The organism is Bradyrhizobium jicamae (genome assembly GCF_018130695.1).
Lineage (GTDB): Bacteria > Pseudomonadota > Alphaproteobacteria > Rhizobiales > Xanthobacteraceae > Bradyrhizobium > Bradyrhizobium jicamae_B.
Genome location: NZ_JAFCJX010000008.1, coordinates 216,647 through 231,213 on the forward strand (window position 1 = coordinate 216,647; position 14,567 = coordinate 231,213).

13 protein-coding genes and 1 tRNA gene are annotated in these 14,567 nt (G+C 64.3%); 6 read left to right on the plus strand and 8 right to left on the minus strand.

What is annotated here, in order from left to right; translation table 11 throughout:
- Positions 1 to 618 precede the first annotated feature (618 nt).
- Complete coding sequence (locus tag JQ604_RS13860; protein ID WP_212357955.1) at positions 619 to 2,397, minus strand: acyl-CoA dehydrogenase; 1,779 nt, start codon at positions 2,395 to 2,397, stop codon at positions 619 to 621.
- 193 nt (positions 2,398 to 2,590) lie between these two features.
- Here JQ604_RS13860 and JQ604_RS13865 point away from each other — a divergent pair.
- Positions 2,591 to 2,665 (plus strand) — tRNA-Gln (locus JQ604_RS13865).
- Positions 2,666 to 3,096: 431 nt separating this feature from the next.
- On the opposite strand, the gene JQ604_RS13870 is transcribed toward JQ604_RS13865, so the two are convergent.
- The 7 genes from JQ604_RS13870 to JQ604_RS13900 form a co-directional block, all read right to left on the minus strand.
- On the minus strand, positions 3,097 to 3,294 hold the full coding sequence (locus JQ604_RS13870) for a hypothetical protein (protein ID WP_212357956.1): 198 nt from the start codon (positions 3,292 to 3,294) through the stop codon (positions 3,097 to 3,099).
- Between the two features lie 229 nt (positions 3,295 to 3,523).
- Positions 3,524 to 3,958 (minus strand): cupin domain-containing protein, encoded by a 435-nt coding sequence (locus tag JQ604_RS13875; protein ID WP_212357957.1) that lies wholly within the window; start codon positions 3,956 to 3,958, stop codon positions 3,524 to 3,526.
- 272 nt (positions 3,959 to 4,230) lie between these two features.
- The gene (locus tag JQ604_RS13880) at positions 4,231 to 4,959 is read right to left on the minus strand and encodes an SDR family NAD(P)-dependent oxidoreductase (RefSeq protein ID WP_212357958.1); all 729 of its coding nucleotides are present in this window, start codon (positions 4,957 to 4,959) and stop codon (positions 4,231 to 4,233) included.
- A complete protein-coding gene (locus tag JQ604_RS13885; protein WP_212357959.1) occupies positions 4,952 to 6,337 on the minus strand; it encodes an AMP-binding protein in 1,386 nt (461 codons plus the stop codon). Before JQ604_RS13885 ends, JQ604_RS13880 begins: the two co-directional genes overlap by 8 nt.
- Positions 6,324 to 6,569 carry an acyl carrier protein gene (locus JQ604_RS13890; RefSeq protein WP_212357960.1) on the minus strand — a complete coding sequence of 82 codons (246 nt, stop codon included), beginning with the start codon at positions 6,567 to 6,569 and terminating at the stop codon, positions 6,324 to 6,326. Before JQ604_RS13890 ends, JQ604_RS13885 begins: the two co-directional genes overlap by 14 nt.
- A 43-nt stretch (positions 6,570 to 6,612) precedes the next feature.
- Positions 6,613 to 8,430, minus strand: coding sequence for a long-chain-acyl-CoA synthetase (locus tag JQ604_RS13895; RefSeq protein WP_212357961.1), 1,818 nt, complete (start codon positions 8,428 to 8,430; stop codon positions 6,613 to 6,615).
- A gap of 30 nt (positions 8,431 to 8,460) precedes the next feature.
- Positions 8,461 to 8,730 (minus strand): phosphopantetheine-binding protein, encoded by a 270-nt coding sequence (locus tag JQ604_RS13900; protein ID WP_212357962.1) that lies wholly within the window; start codon positions 8,728 to 8,730, stop codon positions 8,461 to 8,463.
- Between the two features lie 241 nt (positions 8,731 to 8,971).
- Here JQ604_RS13900 and JQ604_RS13905 point away from each other — a divergent pair, with 241 nt between their 5' ends.
- The 5 genes from JQ604_RS13905 (at position 8,972) to JQ604_RS13925 (ending at position 14,554) form a co-directional block, all read left to right on the plus strand.
- On the plus strand, positions 8,972 to 10,198 hold the full coding sequence (locus tag JQ604_RS13905) for an acyl-CoA dehydrogenase family protein (RefSeq protein ID WP_212357963.1): 1,227 nt from the start codon (positions 8,972 to 8,974) through the stop codon (positions 10,196 to 10,198).
- A 42-nt stretch (positions 10,199 to 10,240) separates the two neighbouring features.
- Positions 10,241 to 11,182, plus strand: coding sequence for an amino acid--[acyl-carrier-protein] ligase (locus JQ604_RS13910; protein ID WP_249158243.1), 942 nt, complete (start codon positions 10,241 to 10,243; stop codon positions 11,180 to 11,182).
- Positions 11,183 to 11,264: 82 nt separating this feature from the next.
- Positions 11,265 to 12,539 carry an O-acetylhomoserine aminocarboxypropyltransferase/cysteine synthase family protein gene (locus JQ604_RS13915; RefSeq protein ID WP_212358034.1) on the plus strand — a complete coding sequence of 425 codons (1,275 nt, stop codon included), beginning with the start codon at positions 11,265 to 11,267 and terminating at the stop codon, positions 12,537 to 12,539.
- A 27-nt stretch (positions 12,540 to 12,566) separates the two neighbouring features.
- Entirely contained in the window at positions 12,567 to 13,631 is a 1,065-nt protein-coding gene (gene metA, locus JQ604_RS13920) for a homoserine O-succinyltransferase MetA (protein ID WP_212357965.1), read from the plus strand.
- 2 nt (positions 13,632 to 13,633) lie between these two features.
- Positions 13,634 to 14,554 carry an acyl-CoA acyltransferase gene (locus JQ604_RS13925; RefSeq protein ID WP_212358035.1) on the plus strand — a complete coding sequence of 307 codons (921 nt, stop codon included), beginning with the start codon at positions 13,634 to 13,636 and terminating at the stop codon, positions 14,552 to 14,554.
- The last annotated feature ends 13 nt before the right edge of the window (positions 14,555 to 14,567 follow it).

Genomic DNA, 14,567 nt, shown 5'->3' on the forward strand with positions numbered 1-14,567 from the left:
CGGACGGTGAAGTCGTGTGGGCCTGCCGCCCCGATGCAGGTGGCAAGCACGCGAAAGGCCCAAAGCCGATCGTGGATGATGGTGGCACAAACGCAGAGTCTCACCAGGGCGAGCACGTATAAGCCGTAAACCATCGCGCAGGGAAGGCCGGATGCCTCCGCCGAACCTGTATGCTCGTGCGCGCACTTCTTCTGTGCACATGGCGCATGAGACCGCGGGTGCGGCGTGCACCCGGTCTTCCCTGCGCCCTCGCTTCGAGAGAGGGCGGAACGAGATGGATAACTCGGGCAAATCATGTCGCGAGAATGCGAAGCTGTGTCCTCATATTCAGTGTCATCGCCCGGTTTAACCGGGCGACCCAGTACGCCGCGGCCTATCGGCACAATCACAACCGTCTCTGGAATACTGGATCACCCGCATGCGCGGGTGATGACACCGTTAGGCTGTTTGACATTAGATCAGAACCAACCTCATCGTCGTCCTGGCGAAAGCCAGGACCCATTACCACGGCTGCAAATTGCTGTGCGACGCTGGGGCCACGATCCCTTTCACAACCAAATTCGGTGGTTATGGGTCCTGACTTTCGTCAGGACGACGATGGGAGGGGCGCGCGGGATGTTACCCCAACAACACCGCATCCGCGCCATTCACGGCATCGGCGCTGTCGGTGACCGTCTTCTCCAGCGAGGTCGCTTGCACCGCGACGTTTTCGGCGAAGAACCGCGCCAGCGCGACGTAGCGCTGCGGCTCGCCTTCGCCACTGGCTTTGGCGGCGAGCGCTTCGCCGGCCAGCATGCAGCCGCCGAGCGTCGCGCCGAACAGGCGCAGGTAAGGCGTGGCGCCGGCCAGCGCATCGTTCGGCGCGGACGCGAGACGCTCGAGCAGCCATTTGCTCGACCGCTCCAGCGCGCCGAGCGCATCGCGCAGTTTTGCACCCGTCGTGCCAAAGGCGGGATCATTCGAGGTCTCGACCTGCTTGACGATGCCGGAGAGCTCTTCCGTCAGCGCCCAGACCGAGGCGCCGCCATTGGCGCCGAGCTTGCGGGTGACGAGGTCGATCGACTGGATGCCGTTGGTGCCCTCATAGATCGTGGTGATGCGGGCGTCGCGATAATGCTGGGCGGCGCCGGTCTCCTCGATGAAGCCCATGCCGCCATGGATCTGCACGCCGAGATAGGCGACCTCGTTGCCGATGTCGGTGGAGAAGGCCTTTGCGATCGGCGTCAGCAGCGCGCCGCGCGCGGCGGCCTCAGTGCGGACCCTGGCGTCCTTGGCGCGCACGGAGACATCGAGCGCGACCGCGGTCGCATAGCAGATCGAGCGCGCCGCCGCCGTCATCGAGCGCATCTGCATCAGCATGCGCTTGACGTCGGGATGCACGATGATGGCGTCCGTGCCGTCGCCCTTCTTGCCGAGCGCCTTGCCCTGCTTGCGCTCCTGCGCGTAGGCCAGCGCCTGCTGGTAGGCGCGGTCGGCGATGCCGACGCCTTCGAGGCCGACGCCGAGGCGGGCCTGGTTCATCATCGTGAACATGCAGCGCATGCCCTGGTTCTCTTCGCCGACGAGATAGCCGATCGCGCCGCCACGATCGCCCATGGTCATGGTGCAGGTCGGGGAAGCGTGCATACCGAGCTTGTGCTCGACGCCGCTCGCAAAGATGTCGTTGCGCTCACCGAGCGAGCCATCGGCCTTGACCAGGAATTTCGGCACCAGGAACAGCGAGATTCCCTTGGTGCCGGCGGGCGCATCGGGCAATCGTGCCAGCACGAAATGCACGATGTTGTCGGTCATGTCGTGCTCACCATAGGTGATGAAGATCTTCGTGCCCTTGATGCGGTAGCTGCCGTCGGCCTGCTTCTCGGCGCGGGTGCGCAGGGCGCCGACGTCGGAGCCGGCATTGGGCTCGGTAAGCTGCATCGTGCCGGTCCAGGCGCCGGTGACGAGCTTTTCGAGATAGATCTTTTTCAGCTCATCGCTGCCGTGTGCGTCGAGGGCCTCGATCGCCGACAGCGTCAGCAGCGGACAGAGGCCGAAGGCGATGTTCGAGGCGCTCCAGATCTCGGTGCAGGCGGCGTTGATCGCAAGCGGCAGCCCCTGGCCGCCGAAATCTTCCGGACCCGACACCGCGTTCCAGCCGGCCTCGGTCCAGCGCTGATAGGCGTCCGGCCAGCCCGGTGCAGTCGTGACCTTGCCATTGTCGAGCTTGATGCCGTGCTCGTCGCCGACGACGTTGAGCGGCGCCAGCACGTCGCTGGCGAACTTGCCGGCTTCCTCCAGCACGGCCGCGGTGATGTCGCCGTCGAAATCGCCGTAATGGCCGGCGGCGACGGCGGCCTGCAGGCCCGCACCATGATTGAGGGACAGCAGGATGTCGTTGATCGGTGCGCGGTAGGTCATGGCGTTACTCCCGGGGGAACATTTGGCCGTCGTCTTCCCACGAAAGCAGGGCGCCCTCAACTCTCCGATGGGAGGTGTGTTGGGCGGCCCGGCGAGGGGCTGTTCCGGCGACGATTTCGCCTGAAATCGCTGGTCAGCCTGTTGAAATGGCCGAACGCACTCTGTAGACCGGCGGTGCGCTCGCGCGGCGCGTTGGGGCGTAGCCAAGCGGTAAGGCAGCGGATTTTGATTCCGCCATTCGGAGGTTCGATCCCTCCCGCCCCAGCCAATTGATATTGCTTGGCAAATTGCGTTTTTCGGCCCCGTTGAAACGACGGATTCCGCGCTCCGGTGTTGCCGCACGGAGGGTTGCGTTGGGAAAATCGGGAAATGGCCGCGCCTCATGTGGATGAGCCGGCGCGCCGGAATCGCAAAAGAGTGGGAGCCAAACAGAACGGCCCCGCCAAGCACGCAACTCCAGCAGGGCCGCCCGCTCCGCCGGGTTGGGTGGGGGCATATGCGGACCCGGGGATCAGGCCAGCCTAGCCCTGCCATCGCGAGTTGATGAGCACTATCGAGAGGTACCTAAAGCGGATGTCCCGGATCCCGTCCCGCCGGCGTGAGGCCTTCCAATTCGTGCTGAATTGCTGCGTGGCGGCGCTCGACGTTCGTCAGAACCCTGCCCGCATTTTCAATGCCATGATGTTGCGCGTGGGAACGTCACATCGAGGACTGAAATCGTTGCTGAGCGACCCTTCGCTCTTGCCGGGCCTGTTCCTTTTGACGAAGCTCCAGGGTCTGCAGCAGGATTTCGACAGCAGCCTGCCTCAGCAGCTCATTTTCCGCAGCAAGGGTCGTCATCGACGTTCCGAATGCGGGGGCGGTGGTGGGCAGATGGGCAGCAGTTGGAGAATTCATGGCGATCCTCGCGACATCCTCGAACCCCAAGGATCGCACGTCGACGTTGAATTGCCTCCGGCTACTGCGGCCTACCTCTTTCGGTGTGATCAAACGGGTCGCTGCCGGAGGCAGGGCCAATGAGCCGGCCGAGATGAACTTCGAAACGCGTCGCGCCATCCGTGGGACGGTCGCGCCATGCGTCGGTCGCGGCCGAGCGGCATTCGAATGCGCCGCATGGCGGGTGCAATCAGGACGTCACATGACGGCGAGCAAAGAACGTCCGCTTGATCTTGTTGACGCCGCGCGTGGCCAAACCGAGCAGGAGCGGATTGGTCTGGCGGAAGACGGCAACCTTCTTCACATAGTGCTCAACATGCCATTTGGCGTGGGCTCCGTTGTGAAACACGATCACGTCACCGATGCCGTAGCGCTTCGGTGGCATGCCCTGGCTCTCGATCACGGCCGAGCCTTCGTGGATCACAATGGTCTCGTCGACATCGTAGTACCAGTTGAACTTGCCCTCGGTGCAGGACCAGATCACGGTTGTGGAACTTCCGTCCGCGCTGGTCGAGAGCACGGCCGAGCGCGCTTCCGGATTGCCTTCAATGATCCAGGATGGCTCGATCGGCGACGGCTTGAGATCGACGTTGCAATGGCCGGTGTCGATAAGGGCAAGCGGCATCGGTTACCTCAAATAACTAAAATGAAAGTGCCCGCTTCCAAAGTTCCCGATGACGCTGGTTGCTAATCTTGAATTCTTCGGGATCCCTATAATCAGATGGTCTGCAAGGAGGAGTAAAGAGGCCACTTTGCCGCAACTCATGTCGACGTGCGTGCCGCACGACGCAATTCGCGCGCGGAGTCCGCTCATGGGACGCGGGACAAATTGGTGTGTCATGGAATGATGCACGTATGGCGTGTGCTGAAATGGTCGACGTCTGTCGTTGCAATGGGTCAGGCGGTATTGCCGGCATCGACCGTCAGCACGGTGCCGGTGATGTTCCGGCCGCCTTCGCCCAGCAGATACTCGACCATGGACGCGACGTCGCCGGCGTCGGGCAGGCGGCGCAGCGCGCTGCGGCCCGCGATGCGCCTGCGGCCGTCATCGTCCAGCGACCTCGTCAGTTCGGTGTCGACGAAGCCCGGCGCCACCGCGTTCACGGTGATGCCAAGCCGGCCGACTTCGCGGGCCAGCGAACGGGTGAAGCCGGTGGCGGCGGCCTTGGAGGCGGCGTAGACGGACAGGCCGTTGTAGCCGGTCGAGGCGATGATGGAGGAGATGTTGACGATGCGCCCGGCGCCGTCGGCCATCATGTGGCGCACCACATATTTGGTCAGGATGATCGGCGACAGCACGTTCAGGCGGATCAGCGCCTCGATGTCGGAATTGCGCATGGTGGCCAGCAGCCCTTCGGTGCCGATCCCGGCATTGTTGACGAGGCCGTAGATCGCGCCGAAGGCGTCGCGCAGCTCCTTCACGAAGGCGGGGATCTTCTCGGCCTCGCCGAGGTCGAATGCCCTGAAGTGCAGGCGGTCCGCGCCCGCCTCACGGATGGCCCGTGCCAGATCCTCGCTCTCGCGACGGGCGAGCGCGACCACGTTGTAGTCGCCGGATATTGCAAGCCTGCGCGCAATCGCAAGTCCGATGCCGCGACTGCCACCGGTGACGAGGACATTACGCATCGGCGCGCGCCAGTTTGCCCGCTTCCGTGACGTCGAGCCGCTCGACGAAGCGGATCACCGCGGGAACCTTGTATGCCGCCAGCGCGTCCTTGCAGCGGCCGAGAATCTCCGTGCGGATCGTCTCAACGCGAGCCGCGTCGGTGCCGTCGGCGAGCACGACGTCGGCGACCACGACGGCGCCGGTGATCGGGCTCTTGCGCGACCGTGCACGCGACATCCGCACGGACTCGTGTCGGTTGATCACGGCCTCGATCTCCTCGGGATGGACCTTCAGCCCGCCGATATTGATGATGCCGCCGCGCCGGCCGACGAAATGATAGCGGTTGTCGCGCAGCTCGACCATGTCGCCGGTGTCGACGAAGCCGTCGGCATCGGCGAGCGGCGGCGCGTCGACGCCAATATAGGCGCGCGCCGTGCGCCGGGAGCGGATCCGCAGCGAGCCGTCCACGACCTTCATCTCGACGCCGTCGCGGTTCGGTCCGATCAGGTCGGCGGGAAAACCCTCGCGCCCGTCGTCGACCGCAAAACCGACGCCAGCCTCGGTCGAGGCGTAGGCATGGCCAATCGACGCATGCGGAAACGCCCGGGCAAGGCCGTCGAGCACGGCCTGATCGGCGATCTCGCCGGACAGGCGGACATAGCGTGGCGAGAAGTCCGCGGTCGCACCGCTCATCAGAAGCTTGCGCCAGTGCGACGGCGTGCCGGAAATGTGGGTGACGCTGCCTGCGCGCAGCCGTGCCACGTGATCGGCGAGGGCTTCCCCGCGCTCCGACAGCACCATCGATCCGCCGCCGATCACGGCACGCAGGAAGATCTGCAAGCCGCCATAGCGGCGGATGTCGTAGAACGTCGCCCAGGTCGCGCTCCGGTAGCGCGCCGGTCCATCGGCGACGATTGCGCCGGCGAGCCCCTCGAGCGTATGCCGGACGATCTTCGGCAGCCCTGACGTGCCCGAGGTCAGCATCAGCCACTCGGTCGCGCGTTCGGTCTTCCATCCCGCATCGGTCGGTTCGGGCAGACCCACGCCGACGACCAGGTGCGCGCCGGCATCGCCTTGGTGCTGCGGCTGATCGGTGACAATGGCGTCGATCTCGGCCTGCGCTTGCAGGGCCTTGACGTGATCCGGATCGAGATCGGGCGGGCAGAGAAGCATGCGGCGGGCGACACCGTCGAGCTCGATCATCGCGAGGGTGGACAATAGCTGTCCCGATGTCGCAAGCAGCACCGACCGTCCGGACAGCTCGCGGGCTCCGCCGACCAGGCAGCTATGGCTGCGAATGTCGGTCAGCGATATGGTGTGCCTTGCATCGGAAATCGTCCGGCCCTTCAGCTCCGGACCGAGAAATTCGCGCAAGGCAAGGACGTCAGGCGGGGACATTCTCGTAGGCTCTGATGAACTCGCCGACGGTCGAGGGGAAGGGAGCGTCCTCGGCGACTGTGAACGGATCGATGCCGAGATCGTCCTCCAGCCGCGCGACCAGGATCGCGAACGCCAGAGAGTCGAACCCCGTGTCCTGCAGCGGCAGATCGTCCTGGAGCGGCGGAAGCGTGACCTTCTGCTCTTGCGCGATCTGCTGCATCGCCGAAAAAATCTTCAGTCTGACTGACATAATCACCTCACTTTTTCAAAACACTCGCTTCAAAAAACCGATCCTAAAGCCTGATTCGGCCCTCCACGATGCGCGCGTAGATGGCCGGGTCGATCGAACGATAGTCGCCGCTCGCCGCATCGCGCAGGAACAGCCGGTCGTGCACGACCGCGGGATCGAATCCCTCGCGGATCAAGCGCTGCTTCTGCTGCTTGAAGCTCTCGGTGACGTCCAGCTCGCGGCAGAACCTGATGAAGACCGGAAGGGCATAGGCGGGAAGGCGGCGCGACAAATGCTCTGCAAATATCCCGAGATCGAAGCGCTGGTCCACCACCAGAGCCGCCATGCCGGCGCGGCCGTCGGCGCCGGGGACGGTGGCCCCGTATGTCGAGGCGTCGACAACGCCGGGGCATTCCCTGATCGCGTCATTTACCTCGCTGGTCGCGACGTTCTCGCCTTTCCAGCGGTAGGTGTCGCCGACCCGGTCGACGAAATGGAAGAAGCCCTGCTCGTCGCGAACCATCAGATCGCCGGTCCGGAACCAGGCATCGCCTTTCGCAAAAACGTCGCGCAGGACCTTCTTCGCGGTCTCGGCCGGGTCCGTGTAGCCTTCGAAAGCTCCGCCACCCCGATCCGCGGTGCCGATGCGTCCGATCGCCTCGCCGGCTTCGCCGTGGCTGCAGGCGATGCAGAGCCCGTCGTCGCCACGGAGCGGGCCGCTGCGCTCCGCATCGACTTTCACGATCGCGGCCGGAAAGCGGTGCGCCAGCAGCGGCGGGATGCGGCCGATGGCACCGGGCTTTCCTTCGACGTTGAACAGCGAGAAGTTGCCTTCGGTCGCGGCATAGAATTCGAGGATCTGCGGAATCGCAAAGCGCTTGGCGAACGCCTCCCAGATGTCGCCGCGCAGTCCGTTGCCGACGGCCAGTCGCAGCCGGTGCACGGCCTCGAGCCCCGAGGCCGGCGCCTTCAGGAGGTAGCGGCAGAGTTCACCGATGTACTGGACGACGGTGCAGTCGAAATACATGACGTCGTCCCAGAAGTCTTCCGCCGAGAATTTCTCCGCGATCACGACGGAGCCGCCGGCGCGGAGCATGCTGCACGTCGCGACGACGCCGCCCACGGAATGATGGAGCGGCAAGCAATCGTAAAGGCGGTCGTCGACGGAGGCGTCCGTCAGCCCGGCAAACCATCCGCCCCAGCTGAGAATGCGCCGATGACTGACATTCGCGGCCTTCGGCAGCCCCGTGGTGCCCGAGGTGTAGATGAGCAGGGCGCGCTGATCGATCGTGATGTCGCCGCGCTCGGCGGAGGACAGAGGGCGTGGGTCTGCGGCGGCGAGCGCCGCGTCCAGATCGGCGCCGGCGCTGCCGGGACCCAGTCTCCAGATTTGCGGCACGCGATCCAGGTGCGGACGTGCGGTCTCAAACGCATCCGTGCAATCGGCGGCGAGAACAATGTGGTCGGCGCGCGCAACGTTGATGCAATGGGCGAGCGACTGGCCGACCAGCCTTGTGTTGATCAGCGCCACCGTGCCGCCGACGATGCTGATGCCGAGCCAGCAGGCCATGTAGTCCGGCCGGTTGGGCATCAGCAGGCAAACGGTGCTGCCGATGCCGACACCCAGGTCACGCGCCCAACGCGCATATTGGTTGATCCGGGCGCTGAGCTGCCTGTAGGTGTAGGATTGATGATCGGAGAGCAATGCAAGGCGTTCGGGCTGTCGCTTCGCCCATTGTTCGACGACGTCGGCGAACAGGTGCCGAGGCTCAGCCTCGATCTGCGAGGTCAGTTCGATCGCCTTCAGCCATGCCTTGGCGGCGGAGGGTCTGCGCTGCGGGGCGCCGTTTCCGCTCGCTCGCTCAATCAGGCCTGCTTCCATGATCCGACCGTGCAGATGATTTCCATTCTCTCATCCCGCGCTGGGTGCGAGCTGGTTGAGGATCATGACTTCCAGCGTCTTCACCGATTGGAAGTTCTCGGGCGTGATCTCGGGCTGGGGAAGGGTGAGATCGAACTCGGCTTCGACCTTGAGCATCAGCGCGACCATATCCATCGAATCGAGGCCGATATCCACCAGCGAGGATTCCGGGTGGATCTCCGCGATGATCGCGTTTTGCTTGAGAACGCTCCTGACGACCGAAAGGACGCGATCCTGGACGCTGGGGGCAAGGTCTCGCATTTGAACTCCACTCATCGCGTGACGTGATTGACCATGATCGACGCGACGATACCCGACCGCAGCTCAGGTCGTTAGTTGCGCTTCGGGGGTACCCCCCTTGGGGGCGTGTTCTCGGCGGCATCCACCTTATGCCCCGCCGACTCCGCAAGCCCGGTCGGTTAGATTGCCAGCGTCGAATTCGCGCGAATTTCATCGCGAGCCTGTTCGGCTCGTCCGGCCATCAAATGAGAGGCGTTGGGCCATGAATGTGCAGGAAGTCCAGTTCCGCAGTCTCCCCCTGGAAAGCAGCCGAGCACAATTTTCTCCGGATCGCGCTTCATTCCAGCAGCGGGCGGCTGCTGTTGCGGAGGCTGCGGCGACCGAAGTCGAAGCGGTCGACCGCGACTCACGCTTCCCGCGGAAGGCCATCGACGCGGCGCGCAAGGAAAGGCTCCTGGGCGCCCAGATCCCGATCGAGTTCGGCGGCGAGGGCGCGTCGATTTCCGAGGTGGCCGACATGTGCTACGCGCTCGGCCGCGCCTGCTCCTCGGCCGGGATGATCTTCGCGATGCATCAGACCAAGGTCGCATGCCTGGTCCGCCACGGCGTGGGCAGCACCTGGCACGAAAAGCTCATGCGCCGCGTGGCAGCCGAACAGCTGCTGCTGGCGTCCTCGACGACGGAGGGTCAGAACGGCGGAAACATTCGCTTCAGCAAGGCCGCGGTCGAGCACGAGGGGGCTGAGATCTCGCTCGAGCGCGACGCGACGGTCATTTCCTATGGTGCCGAGGCAGACGGCATCGTCACCATCGCCCGCCGCGCCGACGACGCCGCTGGATCCGATCAGGTGATGCTGGCCATCACCCGGGACGACTACAAGCTGGAGCAGACTCTCGCATGGGAGACGCTCGGCATGCGGGGCACCTGCAGCGCCGGCTTCAAGCTGAATTTCAAGGGCTCCTCGGAGCAGATATTCCCGGTTGCGTACGAAAAGATCCACGCGCAGACGATGACGCCGGTCGCCCACCTGTGCTGGTCGTCGGTCTGGGCGGGAATCGCGGCCGCAGCAGTCGACCGCGCGCAGCTCTTCATCCGCAAGGCCGCCCGCGGGGCCGGCGGCAACATGCCGCCCGGCGCGGCGCATTTCACCTCGGCGAAAATGACGCTGAACAAGCTGCGCGCCATCATCGCCGTGAACATCGAGTCCTATGCGGCTCGCGGACGCGATGAGCGCGCGCTGTCATCGGTCGACTTCCAGTCCTCGATCAACCTGCTCAAGGTCGAGGCCTCCGAACTCGCGGTCACGGCCGTCATGCATGCCATGCGCGCCTGCGGCCTGTCCGGCTATCGCAACGACACCGACGTCAGCGTCGGACGCCATCTCCGCGACGTGCTCTCGGCGCCGATCATGATCAACAATGACCGTATCCTGGCCAGCATGGGCGGCGCCACGCTGATGAGCGCCGTGCCGGCCTCGCTGCGGGATTGATTTTTGGTTCTCGAACGCAAGGGACTCGATGTGAACGTAGCCATGTTTGCTGCACCGGTGGAATCAGCTCCGCTTCCGCCCGATCCGCTGGATCATCTCGCCGATGTGCTGTTCCACCAAATGGGTTCGCCGGGAGTTTACGGCCGCACGGCGCTGTATGAAGACGTCGTGGAGAGGCTCGCTGCCTTGATCACGCGGCATCGTGAGCCGAATGCCGAGGTCATGCGTTTCCCTCCGGTCATGAACCGCGCGCAACTCGAGCGGTCGGGCTATCTGAAAAGCTTTCCGAACCTTCTCGGCTGCGTCTGCGGCCTGCATGGCACGGAAACGGAAATCGACGCGGCGGTCAGTCGCTTCGATGCCGGCGGCGACTGGACTGCGTCGCTCTCACCGGCCGATCTCGTGCTGTCGCCGGCCGCCTGCTATCCGCTCTACCCAATCGCGGCGAGCCGCGGTCCCGTTCCGCCCGGCGGCTGGTGCTTCGATGTGGCCGCCGATTGCTTCCGCCGAGAGCCATCGCGCCATCTCGACCGGCTGCAGTCCTTCAGGATGCGCGAATACGTCTGCATCGGCACCGCAGACCATGTCGCGGCGTTCCGGGAGCGCTGGATGGTGCGCGCCCAGCAGATTGCGCGCGATATCGGGCTGACCTTCCGCGTCGACTATGCCAGCGACCCGTTCTTCGGACGGGTCGGCCAGATGATGGCGGTGAGCCAGAAGCAGCAATCGCTGAAATTCGAGCTGCTGGTGCCGCTGCGCTCCGAGGAGCGGCCGACCGCCTGCATGAGCTTCAATTACCATCGTGATCACTTCGGCACCACCTGGGGCATCGCCGACTCATCCGGGCAGCCGGCCCACACCGCCTGCGTGGCCTTTGGAATGGATCGTCTCGCCGTCGCCATGTTCCATATCCACGGCACTGATGTCGCGAAGTGGCCGACAGCGGTGCGGGAGCTGCTCAACTTCCCGCGGGATGGCCGGTAGGCGCGGTCGTATTCGAGGTACGTCAATGCACGTGAGAAATCCAGAGGCAGCCCGGGATCGAAAAGCCGAAGGGCCGGCCTCAATGAAAAGAGAAACGCTCGCCGTTCACGGTGGCTTCATAGACGATCCGGCCACCAAAGCCGTCGCCGTGCCGATCTACCAGACGGCCTCGTACGCCTTCGACAGCGCCGACCATGGGGCCGCGCTCTTCAATCTCGAAGTGGATGGCTTCCGCTATACGAGGATCGGCAATCCGACCAACGCGGTGCTGGAGAAGCGCGTTGCCGCCATGGAAGGAGGCGTCGACGCCCTCAGCGTGGCGTGCGGCCAGGCTGCCGTGAATTATGCGGTGACCAACATCACCGAGATGGGCACCAACATCGTCTCGGTCCCGCAACTCTACGGCACCACGCATACGCTGTTCGCGCACATTCTGCCGCGCCAGGGCGTCACGGTCCGTTTCGCGGAAGACGACCGTCCGGCGAGCGTGGAAAGGCTGATCGACGACAACACGCGAGCGGTGTTCTGCGAGAGCGTCGGAAATCCGGCCGGAAACGTCTGCGACATCGAAGCGATGGCCGACGTCGCCCACAAGCACGGCGTGCCGCTGATCGTCGACAACACGGTGGCGACCCCGATCCTGCTCAGGCCGATCGAATACGGCGCTGATATCGTCGTGGAGTCGCTGACGAAGTTCATGGGCGGGCACGGCACCACGCTCGGTGGAATCATCGTCGATGGCGGCAAATTCCCGTGGGCGGAGCATAGCCGGCGCTTTGCGATGATGAACGAGCCGGAGAAATCGTACCACGGGCTGGTCTTCGCCGAACGCTACGGGGCCGCCGCCTACATTGCGCGCTGCCGCGCCGTCTCGATGCGGAATACTGGCTCCATCCTGGCGCCGCTGAACGCGTTCCTTTTGCTCCAGGGCATCGAGACCGTCGCATTGCGGATCGAGCGCCACGTCGAGAATGCCGAGGAGGTCGCGCGGTTTCTGCGCAATGACCGCCGCGTCGGATGGGTGAACTACGCGGGCTTCGAAGACAGCCCCTATCGCGCGCTGACGCAGAAATATCTGGGCGGCCGGGCCTGTTCGCTGCTGACCTTCGGCGTGGCGGGAGGGTTCGAGGCCGGCAAGCGGTTCTATGACGCGCTGAAGCTGGTCAAACGGCTGGTCAACATTGGCGACGCGAAGTCGCTGGCCTGCCATCCGGCATCGACCACGCACCGGCAGATGTCACCCGAAGAGCAGGAGAAGGCCGGAGTGCGGCCCGAGATGATCAGGTTGAGCGTTGGAATCGAGCACGTGGACGACATCATCGCCGACCTCGATCAGGCGCTCCGCAAGGCAAACTGAATCCACGTGAGCAATGAAGGCATTCCGATGCCCGTTCTGGTCGATATAGACGCCGACGACCACCACCTCCTCTCAAGAGCGCCCGGTCATGCCGCCGCATGGCAGTCACCAAGGAACCGGAGCGAGTGTCTCGATATCGGGCTGATCAACAACATGCCCGATGCCGCCCTGATGTCCACCGAGCGCCAGCTGTTCGACCTGCTGGAGGCGGCGGCCGGAAATCTCGTCGTCAGGATGCATTTCTACACGATGGAGACGACACCGCGTTCCGACTGGGGACGCGACTACGTGCGCCGCTACTACCGCAGCACCGACGATCTCTTGATGGGAAGCCTGGACGGAATCATCGTGACCGGCGCCGAACCGAAAGCGGCCCGCCTGCTGGAAGAGCCATATTGGACCAACCTGGCTCAGGTCATGGACTGGGCGACGGAGAACACGATCTCGGCCGTGTATTCGTGCCTGGCCGTCCATGGAGCGGTGTTGCACATGGATGGCGTCGAGCGCCACAAGCTGCCTGACAAGTGCATTGGCGTCTTCGCGCAGACCAAGGTGAACGACCATCCGCTGATGTGCGATATTCCGGCGACCATCAAGACACCGCACGCGAGGTGGAATGAGGTGAAGGAGACTGAACTCGCCGACTGCGGATATACCGTTCTCACCAAATCCGCAGCGACGGGCGTGGACTGTTTCGTCAAGCAGCAGAAGAAGAGCCTCTTCGTCCATTTCCAGGGCCACCCGGAATACGACACCCAGAGCCTGCTCGGCGAATTCAGAAGGGATATCGGGCGTTTCCTCCGCGGGGAGAACGATGTCTGCCCGACCATACCAAGAGGCTATTTTGGCACGGCGGCCGAAGCGTTGGTGACGGACTACCGACGCCGGGCTCTCGCGGACAGATCGGCGGAGTGCTTCGCCAGCTTCCCGGCCGATCAACTGGCGAGCGGCCTACGGAACGCGTGGCATCCGGCAGCCAGGCGCATCTATCGCAACTGGCTGCTGTACATGGCGTCGCGGCGCGCAGACCGCTCAAAGCCGCTGGCGATCACCCAAGGCCGCCGAACGAGACCGGGGCAGGCGGCCGCGTAATCATGCGCCCGGGCATCCCCAAAAATCAGGAGAAAGCGCGAGGAGATGCTCCTTCCGCAAGCGGGATCCGATGCCGCGAGATCGCATCAGCTGATCTTGATGCCGTCGCCGATCTGCTGGCGCAGGGCTTTGCACGCCGCTCGCGCGACTACTGGATCAACGGGCTCCGGCGCATGTCCGCGCGCGAGGTGCCGCAAGGCTTCCCGCGCTATGGCTACATGCTCGATCATGAGGGGACGCCGGTGGGCGTTCTGCTGCTGATCTACACCTCGCGGGACGATCGTGGCGGGACCTCGATTCGCTGCAATCTCTCCAGCTGGTATGTGGTACCTGCCTATCGCAACTACGCGCCGATGCTGACGAGCGTCGCGCAGCGCCACAAGCACGTCACCTACGTCAACATCAGTCCGGCGCACTGGACCTGGCGGATTATCGAAGCCCAGGGATTTCAAGCCTATTGCGGCGGCTTGTTCTTCTCCTTTCCGGCGCTGTCTCATCCGAAACAAGGCGTGCGCATCGAGATCATCCGACAAGACGCCGAGGCCGTGGACGACTTGTCCGAGGTCGACGCCGCGCTGCTTGCGCGGCACGCTGCGTGTGGCTGTCTCAGCCTGGTATGTCGCGCCGCCGACGGACGCAGCATCCCCTTTGTCCTGCAGCCGATGCGCTTACGCGGGCTCAGTGTGCCGGCGATGCGGCTGATCTATTGCCACGACGTCGCCGACTATGTCGCCTGCGCCGGCATCATCGGCCGCTTTCTGCTCCGGCGCGGCCGGATCATGGTCGCGCTCGACGCCAATGGCCGCATGAAGGATCTGGTCGGCTTCTATAGAGGACATCGGGGCCGCAAGTATTTCAAGGGACCGCAGCGTCCCCGGCTCGCCGATCTGTCGGATAGCGAACTGGTGATCTACGGACCGTAACTCAAGTCGTGCG

Coding starts and splice junctions, on each gene's coding strand:
- JQ604_RS13860 (WP_212357955.1), bottom strand. CDS start 2,397: ATGACCTACCGCGCACCGATCAACGACATCCTGCTGTCCCTCAATCAT.
- JQ604_RS13870 (WP_212357956.1), bottom strand. CDS start 3,294: ATGAATTCTCCAACTGCTGCCCATCTGCCCACCACCGCCCCCGCATTC.
- JQ604_RS13875 (WP_212357957.1), bottom strand. CDS start 3,958: ATGCCGCTTGCCCTTATCGACACCGGCCATTGCAACGTCGATCTCAAG.
- JQ604_RS13880 (WP_212357958.1), bottom strand. CDS start 4,959: ATGCGTAATGTCCTCGTCACCGGTGGCAGTCGCGGCATCGGACTTGCG.
- JQ604_RS13885 (WP_212357959.1), bottom strand. CDS start 6,337: ATGTCCCCGCCTGACGTCCTTGCCTTGCGCGAATTTCTCGGTCCGGAG.
- JQ604_RS13890 (WP_212357960.1), bottom strand. CDS start 6,569: ATGTCAGTCAGACTGAAGATTTTTTCGGCGATGCAGCAGATCGCGCAA.
- JQ604_RS13895 (WP_212357961.1), bottom strand. CDS start 8,430: ATGGAAGCAGGCCTGATTGAGCGAGCGAGCGGAAACGGCGCCCCGCAG.
- JQ604_RS13900 (WP_212357962.1), bottom strand. CDS start 8,730: ATGCGAGACCTTGCCCCCAGCGTCCAGGATCGCGTCCTTTCGGTCGTC.
- JQ604_RS13905 (WP_212357963.1), top strand. CDS start 8,972: ATGAATGTGCAGGAAGTCCAGTTCCGCAGTCTCCCCCTGGAAAGCAGC.
- JQ604_RS13910 (WP_249158243.1), top strand. CDS start 10,241: ATGTTTGCTGCACCGGTGGAATCAGCTCCGCTTCCGCCCGATCCGCTG.
- JQ604_RS13915 (WP_212358034.1), top strand. CDS start 11,265: ATGAAAAGAGAAACGCTCGCCGTTCACGGTGGCTTCATAGACGATCCG.
- metA (WP_212357965.1), top strand. CDS start 12,567: ATGCCCGTTCTGGTCGATATAGACGCCGACGACCACCACCTCCTCTCA.
- JQ604_RS13925 (WP_212358035.1), top strand. CDS start 13,634: ATGCGCCCGGGCATCCCCAAAAATCAGGAGAAAGCGCGAGGAGATGCT.